The organism is Microbispora bryophytorum, assembly GCF_043197435.1.
Classification (GTDB): domain Bacteria; phylum Actinomycetota; class Actinomycetes; order Streptosporangiales; family Streptosporangiaceae; genus Microbispora; species Microbispora bryophytorum.
Window position 1 is genome coordinate 587,118 of record NZ_JBICTF010000002.1, and the last position, 17,006, is coordinate 604,123.

Below are 17,006 nucleotides of genomic sequence, written 5' to 3' on the forward strand. Positions count from 1 at the left end.
AAGGGCGGGTACGGCGCCAGCCAGGCCGCTTTCAACCTGTGGCGATCACCTCCCCGCCATCGCGCAGGGAACGGATCATGCTCTGCAGGATCCGGAACGCGTCTGACTGCTCGGTCTCGGTCATGCCGGCCAGCATTCTGACCTCGACGGACCGGACCGCTACGGTCGCCTTCTCGAGGCTCCGTCGGCCGCGAGGCGTGAGCCGCGTGGGAAGAACCTTCCCGACGGGTGCCTCCGCAGGCCTGGTCACGTAGCCGTCTCGTTCCAGGGCCTGGAGCAGCACGTTCATCGTCTGCCGGGTCACGAACGCGCCCCGCGCGAGCTCGGAGTTCGACAAGCCCGGTCGTTGAGCCAGCAGCTCGAGGCAGGAGTAGTGCGTCACGCTCATCCCGAGCGGCCGCAGCACCTCCTCCATGGCTGCGCGAAGCGCGCTCGAAGCCTCTTTCAGCAGGTAACCCAGTGACGTCTCCAGGTCGACGCCGACACCGTTTTGACTCATGTCAGCATTCTGACATAGATTAGCCCATGTCAGAAAACTGACACGAAGAGAAGGAGCATCATCATGCCCGCCACCGGCCCCGACTTCATCTCGCTCCAAGCGCGCGACCTCGACGCATCGCAGGCGTTCTACGAGCAGTACCTCGGCCTCGTCCGCTCGCAGGCCGGACCTCCGCACGCCGTCGTCTTCGAGACGAAGCCGATCGCGTTCGCACTCCGCGACATCGTTCCCGGCACCGATCTCGCATCCGCTGCTCAGCCCGGCATCGGTGCCGCGATCTGGCTCCACGCCACAGACGTCCAGGCCATTCACGATGCTCTCGTCGCCGATGGTCACACCATCGTCTCCGCACCGATCGATGGCCCCTTCGGTCGGACATTCACCTTCGCCGACCCCGACGGCTACCAGATCACTCTCCACGACCGCGCCTGACAGGCGGCGCGGGCTTCGCCTGCGCTGATCTGACCACCTTCTGCCGACTCGACGAACTCGGACTCGAGGTCACCGGCCAACGACTCGACCCCGACCGTGCCGTCCTCGCCTGCCGTGTCGTTGAACCTGACCAGTGGTGCCGGCGCTGCGGGTCGGAGGGATCGCCGCGGGACACCGTGACCAGGCGCCTTGCTCACGAGCCGTTCGGGTGGCGTCCCACGACGCTGCTGGTCACGATCCGCCATTACCGGTGCGGCGGCTGCGGGCGTGTGGCGCCAGGACACCACCCGTGCCGCCGAGCCACGAAGCTCTCGCGCCGCGGGCTGCGGTGAGCACTGGAGGCGATCGTGGTCCAGCACCTGACCGTGGCCCGGATCGCCCAAGGCCTCGCGGTTCCATGGACGCCGGTGACCCTGGGAGGGGTACGGCCGGCAGGGCTGAGTCGTGGTCCGCCGCAGAGCGCATGCCACCGCCGGCGACGATCGGCTGCCGGCCGACCTGACCCGCCAGGCCGCGGCGGCCGGCCCGTGCCGTACCCCGCATGACGAGACGACCGGTTACGGCGTGACCGTCCTGCCGCCGAAGGTCACGACGAGGCGGCCGTCCGAGGCGTAGGACCACCCCAGGGCGCCGGTGTAGGAGGAGCACCGGGACCCGTTGGAGCCCGACCAGAACTGGTTGGAGCTGTCCATGTTACCGACGATCTTGTCGTTGCTCCCGCTGCCGCTACGGCAGGAGGTGTTGTTGCGGAACACCGAGGTGCCGGTGTCGAAGGAGAAGTTCCGCTCGGCGTTGTCGATGCCGACGTTGTTCGATATCGACATCGTGCCGGGGTTGCTGTTGTAGGTGAACCCGTGGTGGCCGTTGCGGTAGGCGATGCTGCGCCGGACGACGTGGTTGACGGAGATCTTGTCGCCGCCGAGCTTGTAGCCGTTGCGGTCGCCGTCGCCGGCCTGGCTGCCGTCGGTGAGGGTGCCGTTGTTGTACGACAGGGAGTCCTCGATGGTCACCGGCCCGATGGCTCCCGTGTCCGTCTTGGTGTAGAGGTCCCAACCGTCGTCGATGTTGTTGTGGGACACGTCGTAGCGGAAGACGTTCCCCGTTCCGGTGGTGAGCTTGGCGGCGAAGCCGTCGGCGTCCTCGCCGTCGGCGTCGGCGTTGTCGTGCGACTCCGAGCTGAGGATGAGGTTGTTGGACGGCCACTGGTCGCGGGGAGTGCTGGAGGCGATCCGCCCGAGCTGCAGCCCGGTGTCGCGGTTGAACCGGGTTACCGTGCGCTCGATGATGTTGTTGCTGCCGCCGACGTAGATTCCGTTGTCACCGGCACGCTCGACGACGATGCCGTACACATGCCAGTACGAGCCGTTCACGGTGATCCCGCGGTTCGACGAGGACTCGCTCTGGGCCGAGAAGTTCAGCACCGGAGTCTCACCGGGGTAGGCGGACAGGGTCTTGCGGGCGTTCGAGCTGCCGTTGTTGCCCGCCGCGATGGTGACCGTCTGCACGAAGTCGTACCGCCCGCCGCGCAGGTAGATCGTCCCGCCGGGGGCGACGCGGCTGATCGCCGAAGTGAGGGTCGTCGGATCCGACTGTGTCCCCGCCGCGCCGTCTCTGCCGTTCGGCGACACGTACAACGCACCATTCGACGGTGTCGTCGAGGGCGAGGGCGAAGGTGAGGGAGAGCGCGTGGGCGAAGGCGACGGCGAGGGCGAGGGCGAGCGGGTGGGGGAAGGCGAGGGTGAGGGTGTGGGTGATGGGTTGATGGTGGTGCCGGTGCAGGTGACGCCGTTGAGGGTGAAGGCGGCGGGCTGGGGGTTGGATCCCGACCAGGTGCCGTTGAAGCCGATGGCCACCGAGGCGCCGGTGGCGATGGCGGCGTTGTAGTCCACGTTCGTGGCGGTGACGTTCTGCCCGCTTTGGCTGAAGGTGGCCGACCATCCGGTGTCCACCTTCTGGCTGCTGTCGGGGAAGGTGAATCCGAGGGTCCAGCCGTTGATCGCGTTGCCCAGATTCTGGATCGTGACGGCGGCGGTGAAGCCGCCCGGCCAGTCGTTGGTGGTGTAGGTCACGGCGCATCCGGTCGCGGCCTGTGCCGTTCCGGCGGTGGCCAGGCCGGTCAGGGCGACGACTCCGGCGAGCGCGCTGATCATCCCGGTGCCCGTTGTGGTTCTGCTTTTCACGCCCGAGCTCCTCGCAGGTCGTGCAGGGCCCCTGACCGAGGACTTGCTCCTGGCCCCACAAGGGTTTCATCCACCTGAACCACGTTCATCCACAGGAACGTCGCGGATCACGCTACGAGCACGCAGATCACCGGTCAACGACACGCCACAACGGCACTGCGCGTACGACCACTCCCACTTGCACAGGGACCGCGGGACCGACGAACGGGACTCCGGGATCGGCTGAAACGTTCAGGCGAGAACGCGGAAAACAGCGCGGCGGCGGCAGAGGGACCCGGCGTTGATCGGACCGCTGCCGCCCAAGACCTCGGGCTGCCGGCACCGCCCCTCGATACGCATGACGGCGGCGACCCCTGCCGGCACCGCCCCTCGACACGCGTGACGGCGGCGACCCCTGCCGGCGCGGGATGCACCGGCAGGGGAAAGAGCCGAGCCGTAGGAGACGGCGATCGGGTAACAACCACCACCCGCACCGGCGACGGCGCGAAGAGGTGGAGAGAGAAATGGGAGGACAACGCCCGCTCCTCCGGCCGCAGGAAGCGGGCGTCTCTCCAGATATGACATCTCCTGATTCTCCAGACAAATGGGGAATCACGAGTGAGGGCTCAAACGCTAACGGGCTCCGGACTCCGGACCAGAAAGGATCGCTTACCGGTTAATAACGATCGGCCTACGACCCCGTCACGCCCTGGCGATCAACTGGACCTCACCGGTCCACTGCTGTGAAGACGGCACGACGGGAGAGACATGTCTGGTTGGCAGCACTTCGCTCCCCTTCCCCCCATATGGCCGCCGGACCGGTTCGAGGTCCGCTCGGCCCGGCCCATCCCGGACGGCGGCGCGGCCGACCGCTACCACTTTTCGCGAACCGCCCATGAAGCCGCCGCGCGCCTTCGGGACGTGGGCTTCGCGACACAGGTCCAGGTCGTCCGCATCGAGGACGGAACGGCCCTCTTCGACCTGGTCGCCGGGATGGAGGTCCCCCTCGAACACTGGTGACCCTCGGAGCGCGCCGGCAGGCTGCGGCAAGATGGGCGCATGACGGCGAAGGACGGCGACGGCTGGGCCCTGTGCGCGCTGGGGCACCAGCACTGGGGACTGTACGGCGCCGCCGGCCTGCTCACCGTGCACCATACGCTCGACGGCATGCCGTACGTGCTGATGCAGAAGCGCGCCTGGTGGAGCCATCACGGCGGGACGTGGGGGCTGCCGGGCGGCGCACGCGACAGCCACGAGGACGCCATCACCGGCGCGTTGCGCGAGGCCCAGGAGGAAGCGACGCTGGACGCCGATCTCGTCCGGGTGCGCGGGCTCTACGTCGACGACCACGGCGGCTGGTCGTTCCAGACGGTGATCGCGGAGGCCGAAGGGCTGCTCGACGCCGCGCCCGCCAACGGCGAGAGCGCGGACATGCGCTGGGTGGCGGCCGACGAGGTGGTGTCGAAGGAGCTGCATCCCGGCTTCGCCGACTCGTGGCCGAGGATCCGGCCCGCGCTGAGCCCCGTGGTCGTCGTCCTGGACATGGCCAACATCATCGGTGCGCGGGCCGAGCACGGCTGGTGGAAGGACCGCGCGGGCGCCGCGAACCGCCTGCTCAACGAGCTGACCCCGCTCTGCGGGCAAGGCCTCGGCCAGATGCCGGAAGGGGTGCCCGCCCTGACCCGGTGGTTCCCGCGCATGGTCGCGGTCCTCGAAGGCGCGGCGGCCTCCGCCGCCGACCCGGGGCCGGTGACCGGGGACCTGGCGGTCGTGGTGGCCGGAGGCAGCGGAGACGACGCGATCGTGGAGGCGGTGCGCGACATGCGGCCCTGGGAGACCGCCCTCGTCGTCACCGCCGACCGGGGGCTGCGCGAGCGGGTGACGGCCCTCGGCGCCCTGGTCACCGGTCCTCGCTGGCTGCTCAAGCAGCTCTGACCCACGTCCACGCCTTACTCAAGCAGCTCCGGCCACGTCCCCGCCTGCCCAACAGCTCTGGCCCACGCCCCACGCCTGCTCAAGCGGCTCTGACCCACGCCCGCACCGGGCCGAACAGCTCTGGCCCGCCGACTGCTTCTACGGCCGCGAGTGCATGACTTTCATACCATTCGTCCTATTTGGGCAGGAAGGAGCATGTGATCCTGCTCTTCCGCCGACTGGCCACCACCTGGACCGCGCTCGTTCCGATCCTCGCCGTGGCAGTGCTCGCGCTGGCGTGGGGGCGGACCATCCCTGTCGCCGTGGTGGTGATCGCGGCGCTCTTCCTCGCGGGTTCCGTGCTCGCGGCCGTGCACCACGCCGAGGTCATCGCCCACCGCGTGGGCGAGCCCTTCGGGTCACTCCTGCTCGCCGTGGCGGTTACGGTGATCGAGGTGGCACTGATCATCAGCCTCACCACGTCCGGAGGGCCGGCCGCGTCGTCACTCGCCCGCGACACGGTGTTCGCCGCCGTAATGATCACCTGCAACGGGATCGTCGGCCTGTCGCTGCTGGTCGCGGCGCTGCGGCGGCGGGTGGCGGTGTTCAACGCGGAGGGGACCGGAGGCGCGCTGGCCACCGTCGCCACGCTGTCCACGCTGAGTCTCGTCCTGCCGACGTTCACCACGAGCAGCCCGGGGCCCGCCTTCTCCCCGGCCCAGCTCGCGTTCGCCGCGCTCGCCTCGATCGCGTTGTACGGCCTGTTCGTGCTCACCCAGACGTTGCGGCACCGCGACTACTTCCTGCCGGTGGAGCCCGCCGGTCAGGGCGCGGACGCCGCCGAGCACGCCGCCCCGCCGACCACGCGCGCCGCCGCCGTCAGCCTGGCGCTGCTGCTGGGCGCACTGGTCGCGGTGGTCGGCCTGGCGAAGATCGAGTCCCCCGCCATCGAGACGGCCGTACGAGCGGCGAGCCTCCCGCAGTCGGCGGTGGGCGTTGTGATCGCGCTGCTGGTGCTGCTGCCGGAGACCCTCGCCGCCGTACGCGCGGCCCGGCGAGCCCGGGTGCAGGTCAGCCTGAACCTCGCCTTCGGCTCGGCCATGGCCAGCATCGGGCTCACCATTCCGACCATCGCCGCGGCGTCGCTGTGGCTGAAGGGGCCGCTGTTGCTCGGGCTCGGCCCGACGCACATCGTGCTCCTCGTCCTGACGGTCGTCGTGGCGACGCTGACCGTGGTGCCCGGACGGGCCACCCTCCTGCAGGCGGGCGTCCATCTCACGCTGTTCGCCGCCTTCCTGCTCCTGGCGGTGAGCCCATGAGCGGGTCACGCGGTCAGCCGCGGGTCCACTTCTGGTTGGCCCCGCCGGTGCAGTCCCACAGTTGGAGGCGTGCGCCGTTGGCGGGGTTCACGTCCGCGATGTCCACGCAGCGGTTGGCGGCGGTGTTGACGAGGTCGCCGGCCGAGGTGAGCGTGAAGCGCTGGGCACCCGTGCCGTTGCACGTGTAGAGCTGGATCGGCGTGCCGTTGGCGGTGCCGGCCGCCGCCGCGTCCATGCACTTGCCCATCGCGCGGACCGTGCCGTCGCCGTTGACCGTCCACTGCTGTGCGGCGGTGCCGTTGCAGTCGTACATCTGCAGCCGGGCGCCGTCGACGGGGTTCGCGCTCGGGATGTCGATGCAGCGGCCGTTCAGGTTGGACTTCAGCGCGGTGCCGGTGCCGCCGGTGCCGCCTCCCCCGTCGCTGGTCCAGGCGGAGACGCGGACCCAGTCGATCAGCATCGTCTGCGGGAACGACGTGGTGGAGTCGGGGTTGCCCGGCCAGTAGCCGCCGACCGCCACGTTCAGGATCATGAAGAACGGGTGGTCGAAGACCCACTGGTTGCCGCGGATGTCGGCGGGCGTGACGCGGAAGTACTCCGAGCCGTCCAGAGACCAGACGATGAGGTTGGGCGACCAGTCGACGCGGTAGGTGTGGAAGGCGTCGCCGAGCGGCGCGCCGATCGTCCGGTTGCCGCCGACGCCGCTGCCGCCGGAGTAGCCCGGGCCGTGCACGGTGCCGTAGACGGTGTTGGGCGTGTTGCCGACGTTCTCCATGATGTCGATCTCGCCGGTGTTCGGCCAGTTGCCGCCGCCGAGCATCCAGAACGCCGGCCAGATGCCCTGGCCCTTGGGAATCTTGATGCTCGCCTCGAAACGGCCGTACGCCTGGCTGAACCTGTCGGCGGTCAGGATGCGGCCGGAGGTGTACTGGCAGGTGCCGTAGTGGCACTGGTAGTTGGACGGGTTCTCCCGCCGGGCGGTGATGGCGAGGTGTCCCTGTCCGTCGTGGTACACGTTGCGGGTCGAGTTGGTGTAGTACTCCAGCTCGTTGTTGCCCCAGCCGCCGCCACCGGTGTCGAACTTCCACTTGGAGCCGTCGACGGGCGTTCCCGCCGCGGCGTTGAACTCGTCCGACCAGGTGACGGGGCCGATGGCGGCTTCGGCCCGGTCGGCGCCCGTGCCGCCGACCAGGCCGCTGAGGGTGACGACCATGGCCGCGGCCATGATGAGGAGCCGGGGTTTGCGCATGGAGATCTCCGGTTGGTGGGGGGATGCCAGCAGGATCTCCGGCGCGCGCCGTCGCCGTTGGCGGAGGCGCGCGCCGGCGTGTCCAGCGCTTCAGTCAAGCTTTACGGCTTGAATTAAGATGCAACACCCCATTGCGCGGAGCGTCAATAGGCCCTGACTCGAACTTGTCAGCCGGGCCCGATGACGGGGCGGCGCGGACGTGTGCCGGACTGCCGTACGGGAAGGCGGTAGGTCTCGCCTCGCATGAGGTAGTGGACCAGATGCGACAGCCCCGCCTGCCGGACGTGCTGCTGGAAGTCCTTCAGCGGAGAGGCGAACGCCTCGTAGTCGTCGTAGTGGATGGGCAGGGCCGAATCCGGCTGCATCAGCCTGAGCCACTCGACCCCCTGGGCGCCGTCCATGGTCACCGTGACGCCGAGGATCCGCGTTCCGCCGAGGTGGACGATGCCGACGTCGATATCCGGGAAACGGCGTGGAATCTCCGACAGGCACTCGTCCATGATCGTGTCACCGCTGATGTGCAGGCGCAGGTCCACCTCACCGGCGTGGGCGAAGTCGAGCACGCTCCCCATCACCGGCGGCATCAGCGAGCTCGCCCTACCCGGCGCGTGCCGGGCCGGCGTGGCCGTCACCGTGAGCGTGCTGTCCCCGTGGCGCTCGTGGTGGTACTCCCACGGCTCGAGTCCGACGGCGTGGCCGAACCCCTGGCGGCGCAGCCGGGCCGCCGCGTGCCGGGTGGTGACGATCGGCAGGTCCTTGTCGAGGTTGTTCCTGGCGATCCTGTCCCAGTGGTCGCCGTGCATGTGCGAGAGCACGACCAGGTCCAGCGGCGGAAGCTCCCCGACCTCCATCGCCGGTTCCGTACGGCGCCGGGTGCTCAGCCCCCAGCCCAGATGGGCCCGCTGCCCCCGGTGCAGGAAGTTCGGATCCGTCAGCAGGGTGAACCCGTGAGAACGAATGATCATGGTGGCGTTTCCAACGAAGAACACGGTCGCGTCCGCTGGATCGGGCATGACGCCTCCCCTCTCCCAGCTTTCAGGCTACGTAAACCACCACAAATCACCTGAAAGCGGGGGTGGGTTAACTAGCCGGCGGCGAGTGAGAAACCGAGCTGGGAATACAGCTCCAGCAGGTCGAAATAGTTCCGGTGGGCGGCCACGAGGCCGTTCCTCGTCTGACACGCCCCGCAGCCGCGCAGGGTGATCCGCCGGCCGCTCGCGCCGGCGACACCGCCGTCCGGAAGCGTGAAGGGCCCGGTGTGCGTGCCCGTCATCGTCCACTCGCTGAAGACGGGGTCGGCGCACTCCATCCTGTTCCAGACCGTCACGGCCAAGTCGGCGAAGCTCCTGAACAAGCTCTCCCAGTAGCGGACGATCTGCTCGCGCCCCTCGCACACGCCCAATGGGGTGGACAGGACGGCATGCCGGTCGTAACACCACGACAGCCGGGCCAGGTCATGATCGTTCACCGCGTCCAGCACGCGGTCGGCGAGCTGTCGGCCGTCAGGCATGGCGGTTCACTCCCCAGAGGCGTACATCCACGGTAACGCCGCCATGGCAAAGGCCGTCCGCAGGAGACGCAACACCGCCGGATGCAACGGGCGAAGCGCCTGCGGCGTCCCTGGGCTCGCGGACGCACCCGCAGGAGTGCGCAGGCGGGATCGGCGCGAGGGCCCGGCGCCGATCCCGCGGATCCGTTCGGCCTCGGGTCACGCGGGCCGGGTCACGCGGGCCGGGGCCGTGCGGCTCGGGCCAGGGCGACCGCGCCCGCCGCGCCCGCGGCCGCGGCCAGCGCCAGCCACCAGGCGGTCACGCCCATGGCCTCCGGCCGCGGCGGGTCGGCCAGGGCGAGGAACACCGCGCCGAACACCGCCACACCGCCGAGCTGGCCGAACTGCATGGTCGTCGTGAGCAGGCCGCTCGCGTCGGCGGCGCGGGCGGGCGGCACGTGAACCAGGGCGTGGGTGAGCAGACTGGTCGAGACGCCCAGCCCCGCGCCGTACACCAGCAGCGCGGCCCACATCACCGGGCCGCCGGTCGCCGAGACGGCCAGAGCCGCGGTGCCGAGGACGCTGAGCGCCAGCCCGGCCGATGGCAGCAGGTGGTGGACCCGCCCCGGAAGCCTGCGCCAGTAGAAGCTGCCCAGCCCGAACGCCGCCGCCATGGGCAGGAACGTGAGCCCGGCACGCAGCGGACTCTCCCCGAGGACGCCCTGCAGGTGCACGGCGAAGGTGAACAGGAACCCGCCGTAGGAGACCATCAGGGCCATCAGCGTCGTCAGCCCCGAGGGCATGCCGGCCGCGCGCAGCACGTCCAGGTTCAGCAGCGGGTCGTCCCCCCGGGCCGCCGTACGCCGCTGCGCCACGACGAACACGGCGGCGAGCACGATCCCCGCCGCCATCGACGCGTACGTCCACATGGGCCAGCCGGCCTCCCGTCCCAGCACGAGCGGGAGCACGACCAGCAGTGTGGCGGGCAGCGCGAGCGCGAGGCCCCGCAGGTCGAGCCGGCGCGGGCCGCGCGGGCGGTCCGGCGGCGCGTCCGCCGGCACCAGCCGGGGCACCACGAGCGTGAGCAGAACGCCCACGGGCACGTTCACGAGGAACACCGGCCGCCAGCCGGTGCCGGCCAGGTCGGCGCCGACCAGCACCCCGCCCAGCGCCAGCCCGACGACCGAACCGGCCGAGAGCACCGCGGTGTACGCACTCAGCGCGGTGGCCCTGGCCCTGCCGGTGAACCTGGTCTGGATCACGCTCATGATCTGCGGGACCATGACCGCCGCCGCGGCTCCCTGGACGAACCTGAAGGCGATCAGCGTCCCGGCGTCGGGCGCGAGCCCGCACAGCAGCGAGCCCGCGGTGAACCCGGCGACCCCGATCACGTACATGCGGCGCCTGCCGTACAGCTCGCCGAGCCGGGCGCCGGTGATCAGCAGGGTCGCGTACGCGATGATGTAGCCGCCGACGACCAGTTGCAGCGCGGCGCCGGACGCCCCAAGGTCGGCGCCGATCCTGGGGATCGCCACGTTGACGATGTAGAGGTCGAGCAGCCCCATGAACTGGCCGGCGAGCAGCACCGCCAGCATCGGCCAGGGCCGGCCGGCACGGGCCGTCACGGGGCGGACGGTATGGCTGATTGTCACTTCGTGTCCTTCCGCAGTGGGTTCGCCGGTACGTACCGGGACCGGCCGGGAAACTCATCGGCGACCGATGAGTCCGGTGCGGCGCGGCGGTAGATACCGGTGACGGCCACGCGACGCGGGAGAACACATGTGGAGTGACGAGGAGTTCGAGCGGATCACCGAGCCCTACCGGCGTGAGCTGATGACGCACTGCTACCGGATGCTCGGCTCGGTGCACGACGCGGAGGACCTGCTGCAGGAGGTCATGCTGCGGGCGTGGCGGGCGTCCGGCGACTACGACGAGCGGCGGGCCTCCCCGCGCACCTGGCTCTACCGCATCGCCACGAACGCCTGCCTCACGGCACTCGACCAGCGCGGGCGCAGGGCGCTGCCGTCCGGCCTCACCGGCCCGTCCGACGACCCGGACGCGGGACCGCAGCGGCGGCTGCCGGAGGTGACCTGGCTGGAGCCCGTCCCCGACGCGCTGGTGGATCCCGCCGCGGTCGTCGCGTCGCGGGGCGGCATCCGGCTGGCGTTCGTCGCGGCCCTGCAGCATCTGCCGCCGCGGCAGCGGGCGGTGCTCATCCTGCGCGAGGTGCTGGCCTGGCGGGCGAGCGAGGTCGCCGGCCTGCTGGAGACCTCGGTCGCGGCGGTCAACAGCGCCCTGCAGCGCGCCCGCGCCCAGCTCGCCCGGGTGGCTCCCACCGAGGACGACCTCCTCGAACCGGACGACCCGGCCTGCCGCGACCTGCTCGACCGCTACGTCGCGGCGTTCGAGAAGGCCGACGTCGAGGCCCTGGAGCGGCTGCTGCGGGAGGACGCCGTCCTGGAGATGCCGCCGTTCCTGTCGTGGTTCTCCGGTCGGGAGGCGTTCGGCGGCTTCATCCGCTGGGTCTGCGCCATCCGGGGACCCTGGCGGATGGTGCCGACGCGTGCCAACGGGCAGCCCGCGCTCGCGGCCTACGTGGACGGCGGCGACGGCGTCTTCCGGGCCCACTCGCTCCAGGTGCTCACGATCGCCGAGGACGGCATCGCGCGGAACGTCGTGTTCGGTAACCCCGCCCTGTTCGCCGTCTTCTCGCTGCCGCCCACGGCCTAGCCGTGCTGTGGCCGAGGAAGGCCGCGGTCTCGCTCTAGCCGAGGAAGGCCGCGACCTCCCGGACGAAGGCGTCGGGGGCGTTCTCGTGCACCAGGTGCCCGGCCGGGATCGTGACGTGCGCGGCGCCGGGGATGCGGCGGGCCATCTCGGCGACCCGGTCCTGGGGGATGTGGCTGTCCGGCCCGCCGCCGATCACGAGCGTGCGCGCGGTGATCCGGCCCAGCCGCTCCAGCCAGGCCGGGTCGGGGTGGTCGATCTGCGGTCTGATCGCCTCCACCATGGCCCAGTCGAACGACAGCGGTTCCTCCGGCCGTACGAGCGGGGGCGGGTCGCGCGGCACCGGGGGCGGCACGTCCTCCAGGACCAGCGTCCGCACCCGGCCCGGCCGCTCGGCGGCGAGCAGGTAGGCCACGACGCCGCCCATCGAGTGCCCGATCACGTCCACCGGGCCGAGCGACAGCACGTCGAGGAAGGCGAGGACGTCGTCGCGCATGAGTTCCAGGCCGTAGTCTCCCGGCCAGTCGCTGGCACCGTGGCCGCGCAGGTCCAGGGCGTACGCGTGCCGGTCGGCGGCCAATCTCCCGGCCACGCCGTCCCAGCCGGCCATGCCGTCGCCCAGGCCGTGCAGCAGGATCAGCGGCGCGGCGTCGACCGCGCCGTCGACCGGGCCGTCGACCGGGCCGTACGTCCGGTACGCGATCCCGACGCCGTTGGCCTCAACCACCGCGTGATCCGTCACATGGCGACAATAACCCTGATAAACCCCTATGGGAGCAACAGGCGCACCAAGTAGCATGACGCCGGAAAACGGGATCACCGTTGATCACGGATACGGCCGATCCCGCCTGACGGGTGGCCGGAAGGCTGCTCGTACGCGGGAGGTCAGGTGTCCGCTCTGCGGCGCGATTTCTGGGCGCCGGTCGCGCTCTCCTATGTCACCTTCATCCTGGTCGGCCTGAGCTCCGGCGTGGGCGGGGTGCTGCTGCCGGCGCAGATCGACGACTACGGCCTCGACAAGGCCACGATCGGCACCCAGTTCTTCGCCTTCTCCGCAGGGTTCATGCTGTCCGGCTCGACCGCGGGCCCGCTGATCCACCGCCTCGGGATCCGGGCCTCGCTCATCCTCGGCGGCGGCACGTTCGCCCTGGCCGGTCTCTTCACGGCCGTGCGCCCGCCGTTCCTGGCCTTCCTCGTAGCCCAGATCGTGGCAGGGTACGGCACGGGCATCTTCGAATCGGTGCTGAACGCCTACCTCACCGACCTGCCCGGGGCGACGACGCTGCTCAACCGCCTGCACGCGTTCTTCGGCGTCGGCGCGCTGCTCGGGCCGCTGCTGGCCACCTGGATTCTGACCTTCCTGCCCTGGACGGCCGTGTGGCTGGTGCTGGCCCTGGTCAGCCTGCCGCTGCTGATCGGCTTCTACCTGACCCTGCCCGCCCGCGAGGCCCCGCCACCCGCGACGGCCGAGGAGCAGGCGGAGCGTGCCGGCCTGCTGGCCACCGCGTCACGGCAGCCCGCCGTCCTGCTGGGCGCGGTGTTCCTCGCCGTGTACGTCGGCCTGGAGATCAGCGTCGGAAACTGGGGATTCAGCTTCCTGGTCGACGAGCACGGGCAGAGCGACCTGGTGGCCGGCTACACCATCTCCGGCTACTGGCTCGGGCTCACCCTGGGCCGCTTCCTGATCAGCCCGATCGCCACCAGGCTCGGCATGACCGCGACCGGGATGACCTTCCTCTGCCTGGCCGGAGTCACGCTCAGCACGATGCTGGCCTGGCTCGTGCCCGGCGCCGCGATGGCCAGCGTCAGCTTCGTGCTGCTCGGCTTCTGGCTCGGGCCGGTCTTCCCCACCACGATGGCCGTGGCGCCCCGGCTCACCGTGGCCCGGCTGGTGCCCACCGCCATCGGGCTGATCAACGGGGTGTCGGTGGTCGGCGGCGCGGTCTTCCCCTGGTTCACGGGGGCGATCGCCCAGGGGATCGGCGCCTGGACGCTGCCGCCCTTCGCCGTGGCGCTGGCCCTGCTGCAACTGGTCATCTGGTGGCTGGTGACCACCCGCATGGCCCCGGCCGCCCGCACGGTCTCCTAACGCCTAACGCACACAGCGCCTAGCGCCGGCGGCGGGACCTGGTCAGTTCGAACGCGGCGACCGTGGCGAGGCCGTACCCGAGGTGGGGGACCAGGTCGGACATCCAGCCGCCGACGCCCCACTCGCGCGGGTCGGTGAGCCCGAGCGCGGTCATCGGCGCGCTGCCCGCGACCGCCGCCGCCACGCCCACCCCGGTCGCCGCGGCGGGCAGGCTGACCCTCCGCCGTACGGCGTGGCGGAACAGGCCGTAGGCCAAGCCCACACCGACGCCGGTGAGGATGCCGAGCATCGGCCCGAGCCCCCGCTCCCGGTTGCGGGCGTCCTCCTCCTCGCCGAGGCCGACGTGGAGCCGCTCGCTGACCGCGCCGGCCGCCTGCTCCGGCAGCGAGCTCGCCGGTCGGCCGCGCACCGCCATGTCCAGATAGGTGATCGTGTTGAGCGCGGTCGTCCCGGCCGCGCCCGCGACCGCTCCTGCCGCCATGTCTCGATAAATTCCCATAGCGGTCGCCTAACCGGGCCGGGCTGCCTCAAACGACACGCGCCCGCGCGCCGATAAACGGGCGATATAGGCTCGTCCAGGTGACGGTAAACGACACTCCGGGGGACGGAATGGACCGAGAGCTCACCCTCATGGCTGTGCACGCGCACCCCGACGACGAGGTGATCGGCACCGGCGGAATTCTCGCGAAGTACACGGCAGAGGGGATCCGCACGGTCCTGGTGACGTGCACCAACGGCGAGCAGGGGGACGGCCCCGGCGGGGTGAAGCCGGGCGAGCCCGGCCACGACGACGCCGCGGTCGCCGAGCGGCGGCTGGCCGAGCTGCGCGAGTCGGTCGCCCACCTCGGCATCGATCACCTGGAGTTGCTGGGCTACCGCGACTCCGGCATGGACGGCTGGGACGGCAACGGCCACCCCGACGCGTTCGCGAACGTCCCGGTGGAGACGGCCGCCGCCAGGCTCGCCGCGCTGATGGAGCGCTACCGCCCCCAGGTGATCGTCACGTACGACGAGAACGGCAACTACGGGCACCCCGACCACATCCAGGCCCACCGAATCGCGGTCGCGGCGGCCGAGAAGACCGGCATTCCGGACAAGTTCTACTACGCCGCCGTGCCGCGTGAGGGCATCCGGCAGATGTTCGAGTTCATGCGGGCGAACGGCATGGCGCCGGACGACTTCGAGCTCCCCGACGACTTCGGCACGCCCGACGAGCTCATCACCAGCGTCGTGGACGTCTCGCCGTACGTGGAGAACAAGCTGAAGGCGCTGGCGGCCCACGCGAGCCAGGGCGAGAACATCCCCTTCCTGAAGATGCCGCCGGAGGCCCAGCACCAGGCCTTCTCGCGCGAGTACTTCATCCGGACGACGTCCCGTGTGGCCGCCCCCGACCAGGAAGACGACCTGTTCGCCGGCCTGCGCTGACGCCCGCCCCCGGCCGCAGCCGGGGAAACGCCGCGCCCCGGCCGTCGGACGCCGGGGCCCACGCGTGAATCCGGGCGAGATCGGCCGCGGGATCGTAGTCGAGGAACTCGCGGGTCCACCGGGCGTTCACCCGGACCCCGCCGATGCGGGCGACGTCGGTCGTCGTACGGCGGATGCGCTCGTGGTTCTTCGTCACCTTGGCGACCAGGTCGGTGCGGGTGAGGCGCAGCACGGCGCGGACGAAGGCCGGCATGGTCGGCGCGAGACGCGCGGCCTGCCAGCGCAACGTCTCCGCCCCGCTCCGGGCGGTGCCGGCCAGCAGCACGACCGCCGCCACCGCGGGTCGTGGGCGGCGAGGTTCGCCGCGATCAGCGCGCCCTCGCTGTGCCCGGTCAACGCCACGCGGCCGGAGTCGATCTCCGGACGTTCGCGCAGCGCGGCCAGTGCGGCTCCGGCGTCGTCCATGTTGTCGCGGAACCCGGCCGCCAGGAAGCCACCGGTGCTGGCCCCCACTCCCCGCTTGTCGTACCGGAGGGACGCGATCCCGGCGGCCGCGAACGCCTCGGCCAGTTGACGGGTCACCCCGAGGGGAAGGCGCCGGTGGTCGGAGTCACGATCGACGGGCCCCGAGCCGGGGACCAGCAGCACCGCGGGGAAGGGCCCGTCGCCGTCGGGCAGGGTCAGCGTGCCGGCGAGCCGCTCGCCGCCCGAGGCGAAGCCGAGGTCGAGGTCGCGCATCGCGCCGATCCGTCTCAGACGCCGGAGAGGGTGGCGACCACGGCCTGCGGGTCGTCCACGCGCGCGACGGAGTGGGATTCCGGCAGGCGGCCATGTACCTCAGCGACGAGGAGTTCCGGGACTTCCTGCAGGACCTGCGAGAAATACTCGCCCCGAGGTTCGCCAACCAGCCCGCGCCGGGCCGCACCCGGCGCCTCCTTTCCACCATCGTCATGCCGAGCTGAAACACCCGCCCCAAGCGCCCGTCAAGCGCTCCACACGACGAGCGCAAGATCGCGGCAAGACCGTCTCTCTAACGTCGTCGGCGCACGGACAAGCCTGACGAACAAGGAGAGGCATACATGCGCAAGCTCACGCGGACGGGCGCGATAACGGCGATGGCCGCCGCCGCACTCACGGTTCTCGTCGCGCCGGCGTTCGCCGAGGAGACGGTGGTCATGACGAACTCGACCTCCGTCGGGCCGGGCATCTCGGCCTACGTTTCGGTGCAGTGCCCATCGACGAAGCCGTACCCGGTGTCGACCCGGACCTCGTCCATCATCCAGGACACCTACGACGGGCCTTTGCTGGACTACAAGGCCATCACCGTGAACGGGCGCGAGGTGAAGGTATCGTTCAGCAACTCCCAGTCGAAGTCGGACCCGCATGGGATGCGCATCTCCGTGAAGATCGAGGTGCTCTGCTCGAATGTGCGGCACGAGCCCATGACCGGCTTCGAGTTCATGCAGAGCACGAAGCTGCCGCCGGGCGGCGAGGCTCTGCTCACGGTGGCCTGCCCGCCCACCCACCCTCGCCTCACCGGTGTCGACGAGCGCCACCCCGCCAAGGTCAGCATCACCTCGGTCCACCCCGAGGAACACTCGTACTCGGTCTGGTATCAGAACGACGACTTCATGGCCGAGAACTGGGCCGAGCTCTGGGCCACCTGCTCCGCCTAGAACTGCACGCGGGCCAGCGCCGCACCTG

18 protein-coding genes and 1 pseudogene are annotated in these 17,006 nt (G+C 70.6%); 10 read left to right on the top strand and 9 right to left on the bottom strand.

The window, feature by feature from the left end; all coding sequences use genetic code 11:
* Positions 1-31 precede the first annotated feature (31 nt).
* The gene (locus ACGFIB_RS07690) at positions 32-499 is read right to left on the bottom strand and encodes a MarR family winged helix-turn-helix transcriptional regulator (RefSeq protein ID WP_393369390.1); all 468 of its coding nucleotides are present in this window, start codon (positions 497-499) and stop codon (positions 32-34) included.
* Positions 500-562: 63 nt separating this feature from the next.
* Here ACGFIB_RS07690 and ACGFIB_RS07695 point away from each other — a divergent pair, with 63 nt between their 5' ends.
* Both ACGFIB_RS07695 and ACGFIB_RS07700 read left to right on the top strand, forming a co-directional pair.
* The gene (locus ACGFIB_RS07695) at positions 563-931 is read left to right on the top strand and encodes a VOC family protein (protein ID WP_030510433.1); all 369 of its coding nucleotides are present in this window, start codon (positions 563-565) and stop codon (positions 929-931) included.
* Positions 928-1,332 (top strand): annotated as a pseudogene (locus tag ACGFIB_RS07700) (ISL3 family transposase); the annotation flags it as partial. The gene ACGFIB_RS07695 and the pseudogene ACGFIB_RS07700, both read left to right, overlap by 4 nt.
* 156 nt (positions 1,333-1,488) lie before the next feature.
* Here the strand turns inward: ACGFIB_RS07700 and ACGFIB_RS07705 are convergent.
* Positions 1,489-3,081 (bottom strand): cellulose-binding domain-containing protein, encoded by a 1,593-nt coding sequence (locus ACGFIB_RS07705; protein ID WP_393370030.1) that lies wholly within the window; start codon positions 3,079-3,081, stop codon positions 1,489-1,491.
* 777 nt (positions 3,082-3,858) lie between these two features.
* On the opposite strand from ACGFIB_RS07705, the gene ACGFIB_RS07710 reads away from it, so the two are divergent.
* The 3 genes from ACGFIB_RS07710 (at position 3,859) to ACGFIB_RS07720 (ending at position 6,323) form a co-directional block, all read left to right on the top strand.
* Positions 3,859-4,110, top strand: coding sequence for a hypothetical protein (locus ACGFIB_RS07710; protein ID WP_142567888.1), 252 nt, complete (start codon positions 3,859-3,861; stop codon positions 4,108-4,110).
* A 39-nt stretch (positions 4,111-4,149) separates the two neighbouring features.
* Positions 4,150-5,025: an NUDIX hydrolase gene (locus ACGFIB_RS07715; protein ID WP_393369393.1), complete on the top strand. Its 876-nt coding sequence runs from the start codon at positions 4,150-4,152 to the stop codon at positions 5,023-5,025.
* 197 nt (positions 5,026-5,222) lie between these two features.
* On the top strand, positions 5,223-6,323 hold the full coding sequence (locus ACGFIB_RS07720) for a calcium:proton antiporter (RefSeq protein ID WP_357241343.1): 1,101 nt from the start codon (positions 5,223-5,225) through the stop codon (positions 6,321-6,323).
* Positions 6,324-6,336: 13 nt separating this feature from the next.
* Here the strand turns inward: ACGFIB_RS07720 and ACGFIB_RS07725 are convergent, their stop codons facing one another.
* The 4 genes from ACGFIB_RS07725 to ACGFIB_RS07740 form a co-directional block, all read right to left on the bottom strand.
* The gene (locus tag ACGFIB_RS07725; protein WP_393369395.1) at positions 6,337-7,572 is read right to left on the bottom strand and encodes a family 16 glycosylhydrolase; all 1,236 of its coding nucleotides are present in this window, start codon (positions 7,570-7,572) and stop codon (positions 6,337-6,339) included.
* Between the two features lie 167 nt (positions 7,573-7,739).
* Positions 7,740-8,585 (bottom strand): MBL fold metallo-hydrolase, encoded by an 846-nt coding sequence (locus ACGFIB_RS07730; protein ID WP_393369397.1) that lies wholly within the window; start codon positions 8,583-8,585, stop codon positions 7,740-7,742.
* A gap of 71 nt (positions 8,586-8,656) precedes the next feature.
* The gene (locus tag ACGFIB_RS07735) at positions 8,657-9,082 is read right to left on the bottom strand and encodes an ester cyclase (protein ID WP_357241337.1); all 426 of its coding nucleotides are present in this window, start codon (positions 9,080-9,082) and stop codon (positions 8,657-8,659) included.
* Between the two features lie 212 nt (positions 9,083-9,294).
* Entirely contained in the window at positions 9,295-10,686 is a 1,392-nt protein-coding gene (locus tag ACGFIB_RS07740) for an MFS transporter (protein WP_357241334.1), read from the bottom strand.
* Positions 10,687-10,840: 154 nt separating this feature from the next.
* On the opposite strand from ACGFIB_RS07740, the gene ACGFIB_RS07745 reads away from it, so the two are divergent.
* The gene (locus tag ACGFIB_RS07745) at positions 10,841-11,791 is read left to right on the top strand and encodes a sigma-70 family RNA polymerase sigma factor (protein WP_393369401.1); all 951 of its coding nucleotides are present in this window, start codon (positions 10,841-10,843) and stop codon (positions 11,789-11,791) included.
* A 34-nt stretch (positions 11,792-11,825) separates the two neighbouring features.
* Here the strand turns inward: ACGFIB_RS07745 and ACGFIB_RS07750 are convergent, their stop codons facing one another.
* A complete protein-coding gene (locus ACGFIB_RS07750) occupies positions 11,826-12,530 on the bottom strand; it encodes an alpha/beta fold hydrolase (protein ID WP_393369404.1) in 705 nt (234 codons plus the stop codon).
* A 147-nt stretch (positions 12,531-12,677) separates the two neighbouring features.
* Here ACGFIB_RS07750 and ACGFIB_RS07755 point away from each other — a divergent pair, with 147 nt between their 5' ends.
* Positions 12,678-13,877, top strand: a complete 1,200-nt coding sequence (locus ACGFIB_RS07755) for an MFS transporter (RefSeq protein WP_357258429.1) — start codon at positions 12,678-12,680, stop codon at positions 13,875-13,877.
* Positions 13,878-13,896: 19 nt separating this feature from the next.
* Here the strand turns inward: ACGFIB_RS07755 and ACGFIB_RS07760 are convergent, their stop codons facing one another.
* The gene (locus ACGFIB_RS07760; RefSeq protein WP_393369407.1) at positions 13,897-14,376 is read right to left on the bottom strand and encodes a hypothetical protein; all 480 of its coding nucleotides are present in this window, start codon (positions 14,374-14,376) and stop codon (positions 13,897-13,899) included.
* 80 nt (positions 14,377-14,456) lie between these two features.
* Between ACGFIB_RS07760 and ACGFIB_RS07765 the strand changes: the two genes are divergently transcribed.
* Complete coding sequence (locus tag ACGFIB_RS07765; protein ID WP_229689466.1) at positions 14,457-15,302, top strand: PIG-L family deacetylase; 846 nt, start codon at positions 14,457-14,459, stop codon at positions 15,300-15,302.
* A gap of 192 nt (positions 15,303-15,494) precedes the next feature.
* On the opposite strand, the gene ACGFIB_RS07770 is transcribed toward ACGFIB_RS07765, so the two are convergent.
* Positions 15,495-16,040, bottom strand: coding sequence for an alpha/beta hydrolase family protein (locus ACGFIB_RS07770; RefSeq protein WP_393369410.1), 546 nt, complete (start codon positions 16,038-16,040; stop codon positions 15,495-15,497).
* A 92-nt stretch (positions 16,041-16,132) separates the two neighbouring features.
* Here ACGFIB_RS07770 and ACGFIB_RS07775 point away from each other — a divergent pair, with 92 nt between their 5' ends.
* Entirely contained in the window at positions 16,133-16,264 is a 132-nt protein-coding gene (locus tag ACGFIB_RS07775) for a helix-turn-helix domain-containing protein (protein WP_263407669.1), read from the top strand.
* A gap of 117 nt (positions 16,265-16,381) precedes the next feature.
* Complete coding sequence (locus ACGFIB_RS07780; RefSeq protein WP_357241310.1) at positions 16,382-16,978, top strand: hypothetical protein; 597 nt, start codon at positions 16,382-16,384, stop codon at positions 16,976-16,978.
* Positions 16,979-17,006 lie beyond the last annotated feature (28 nt).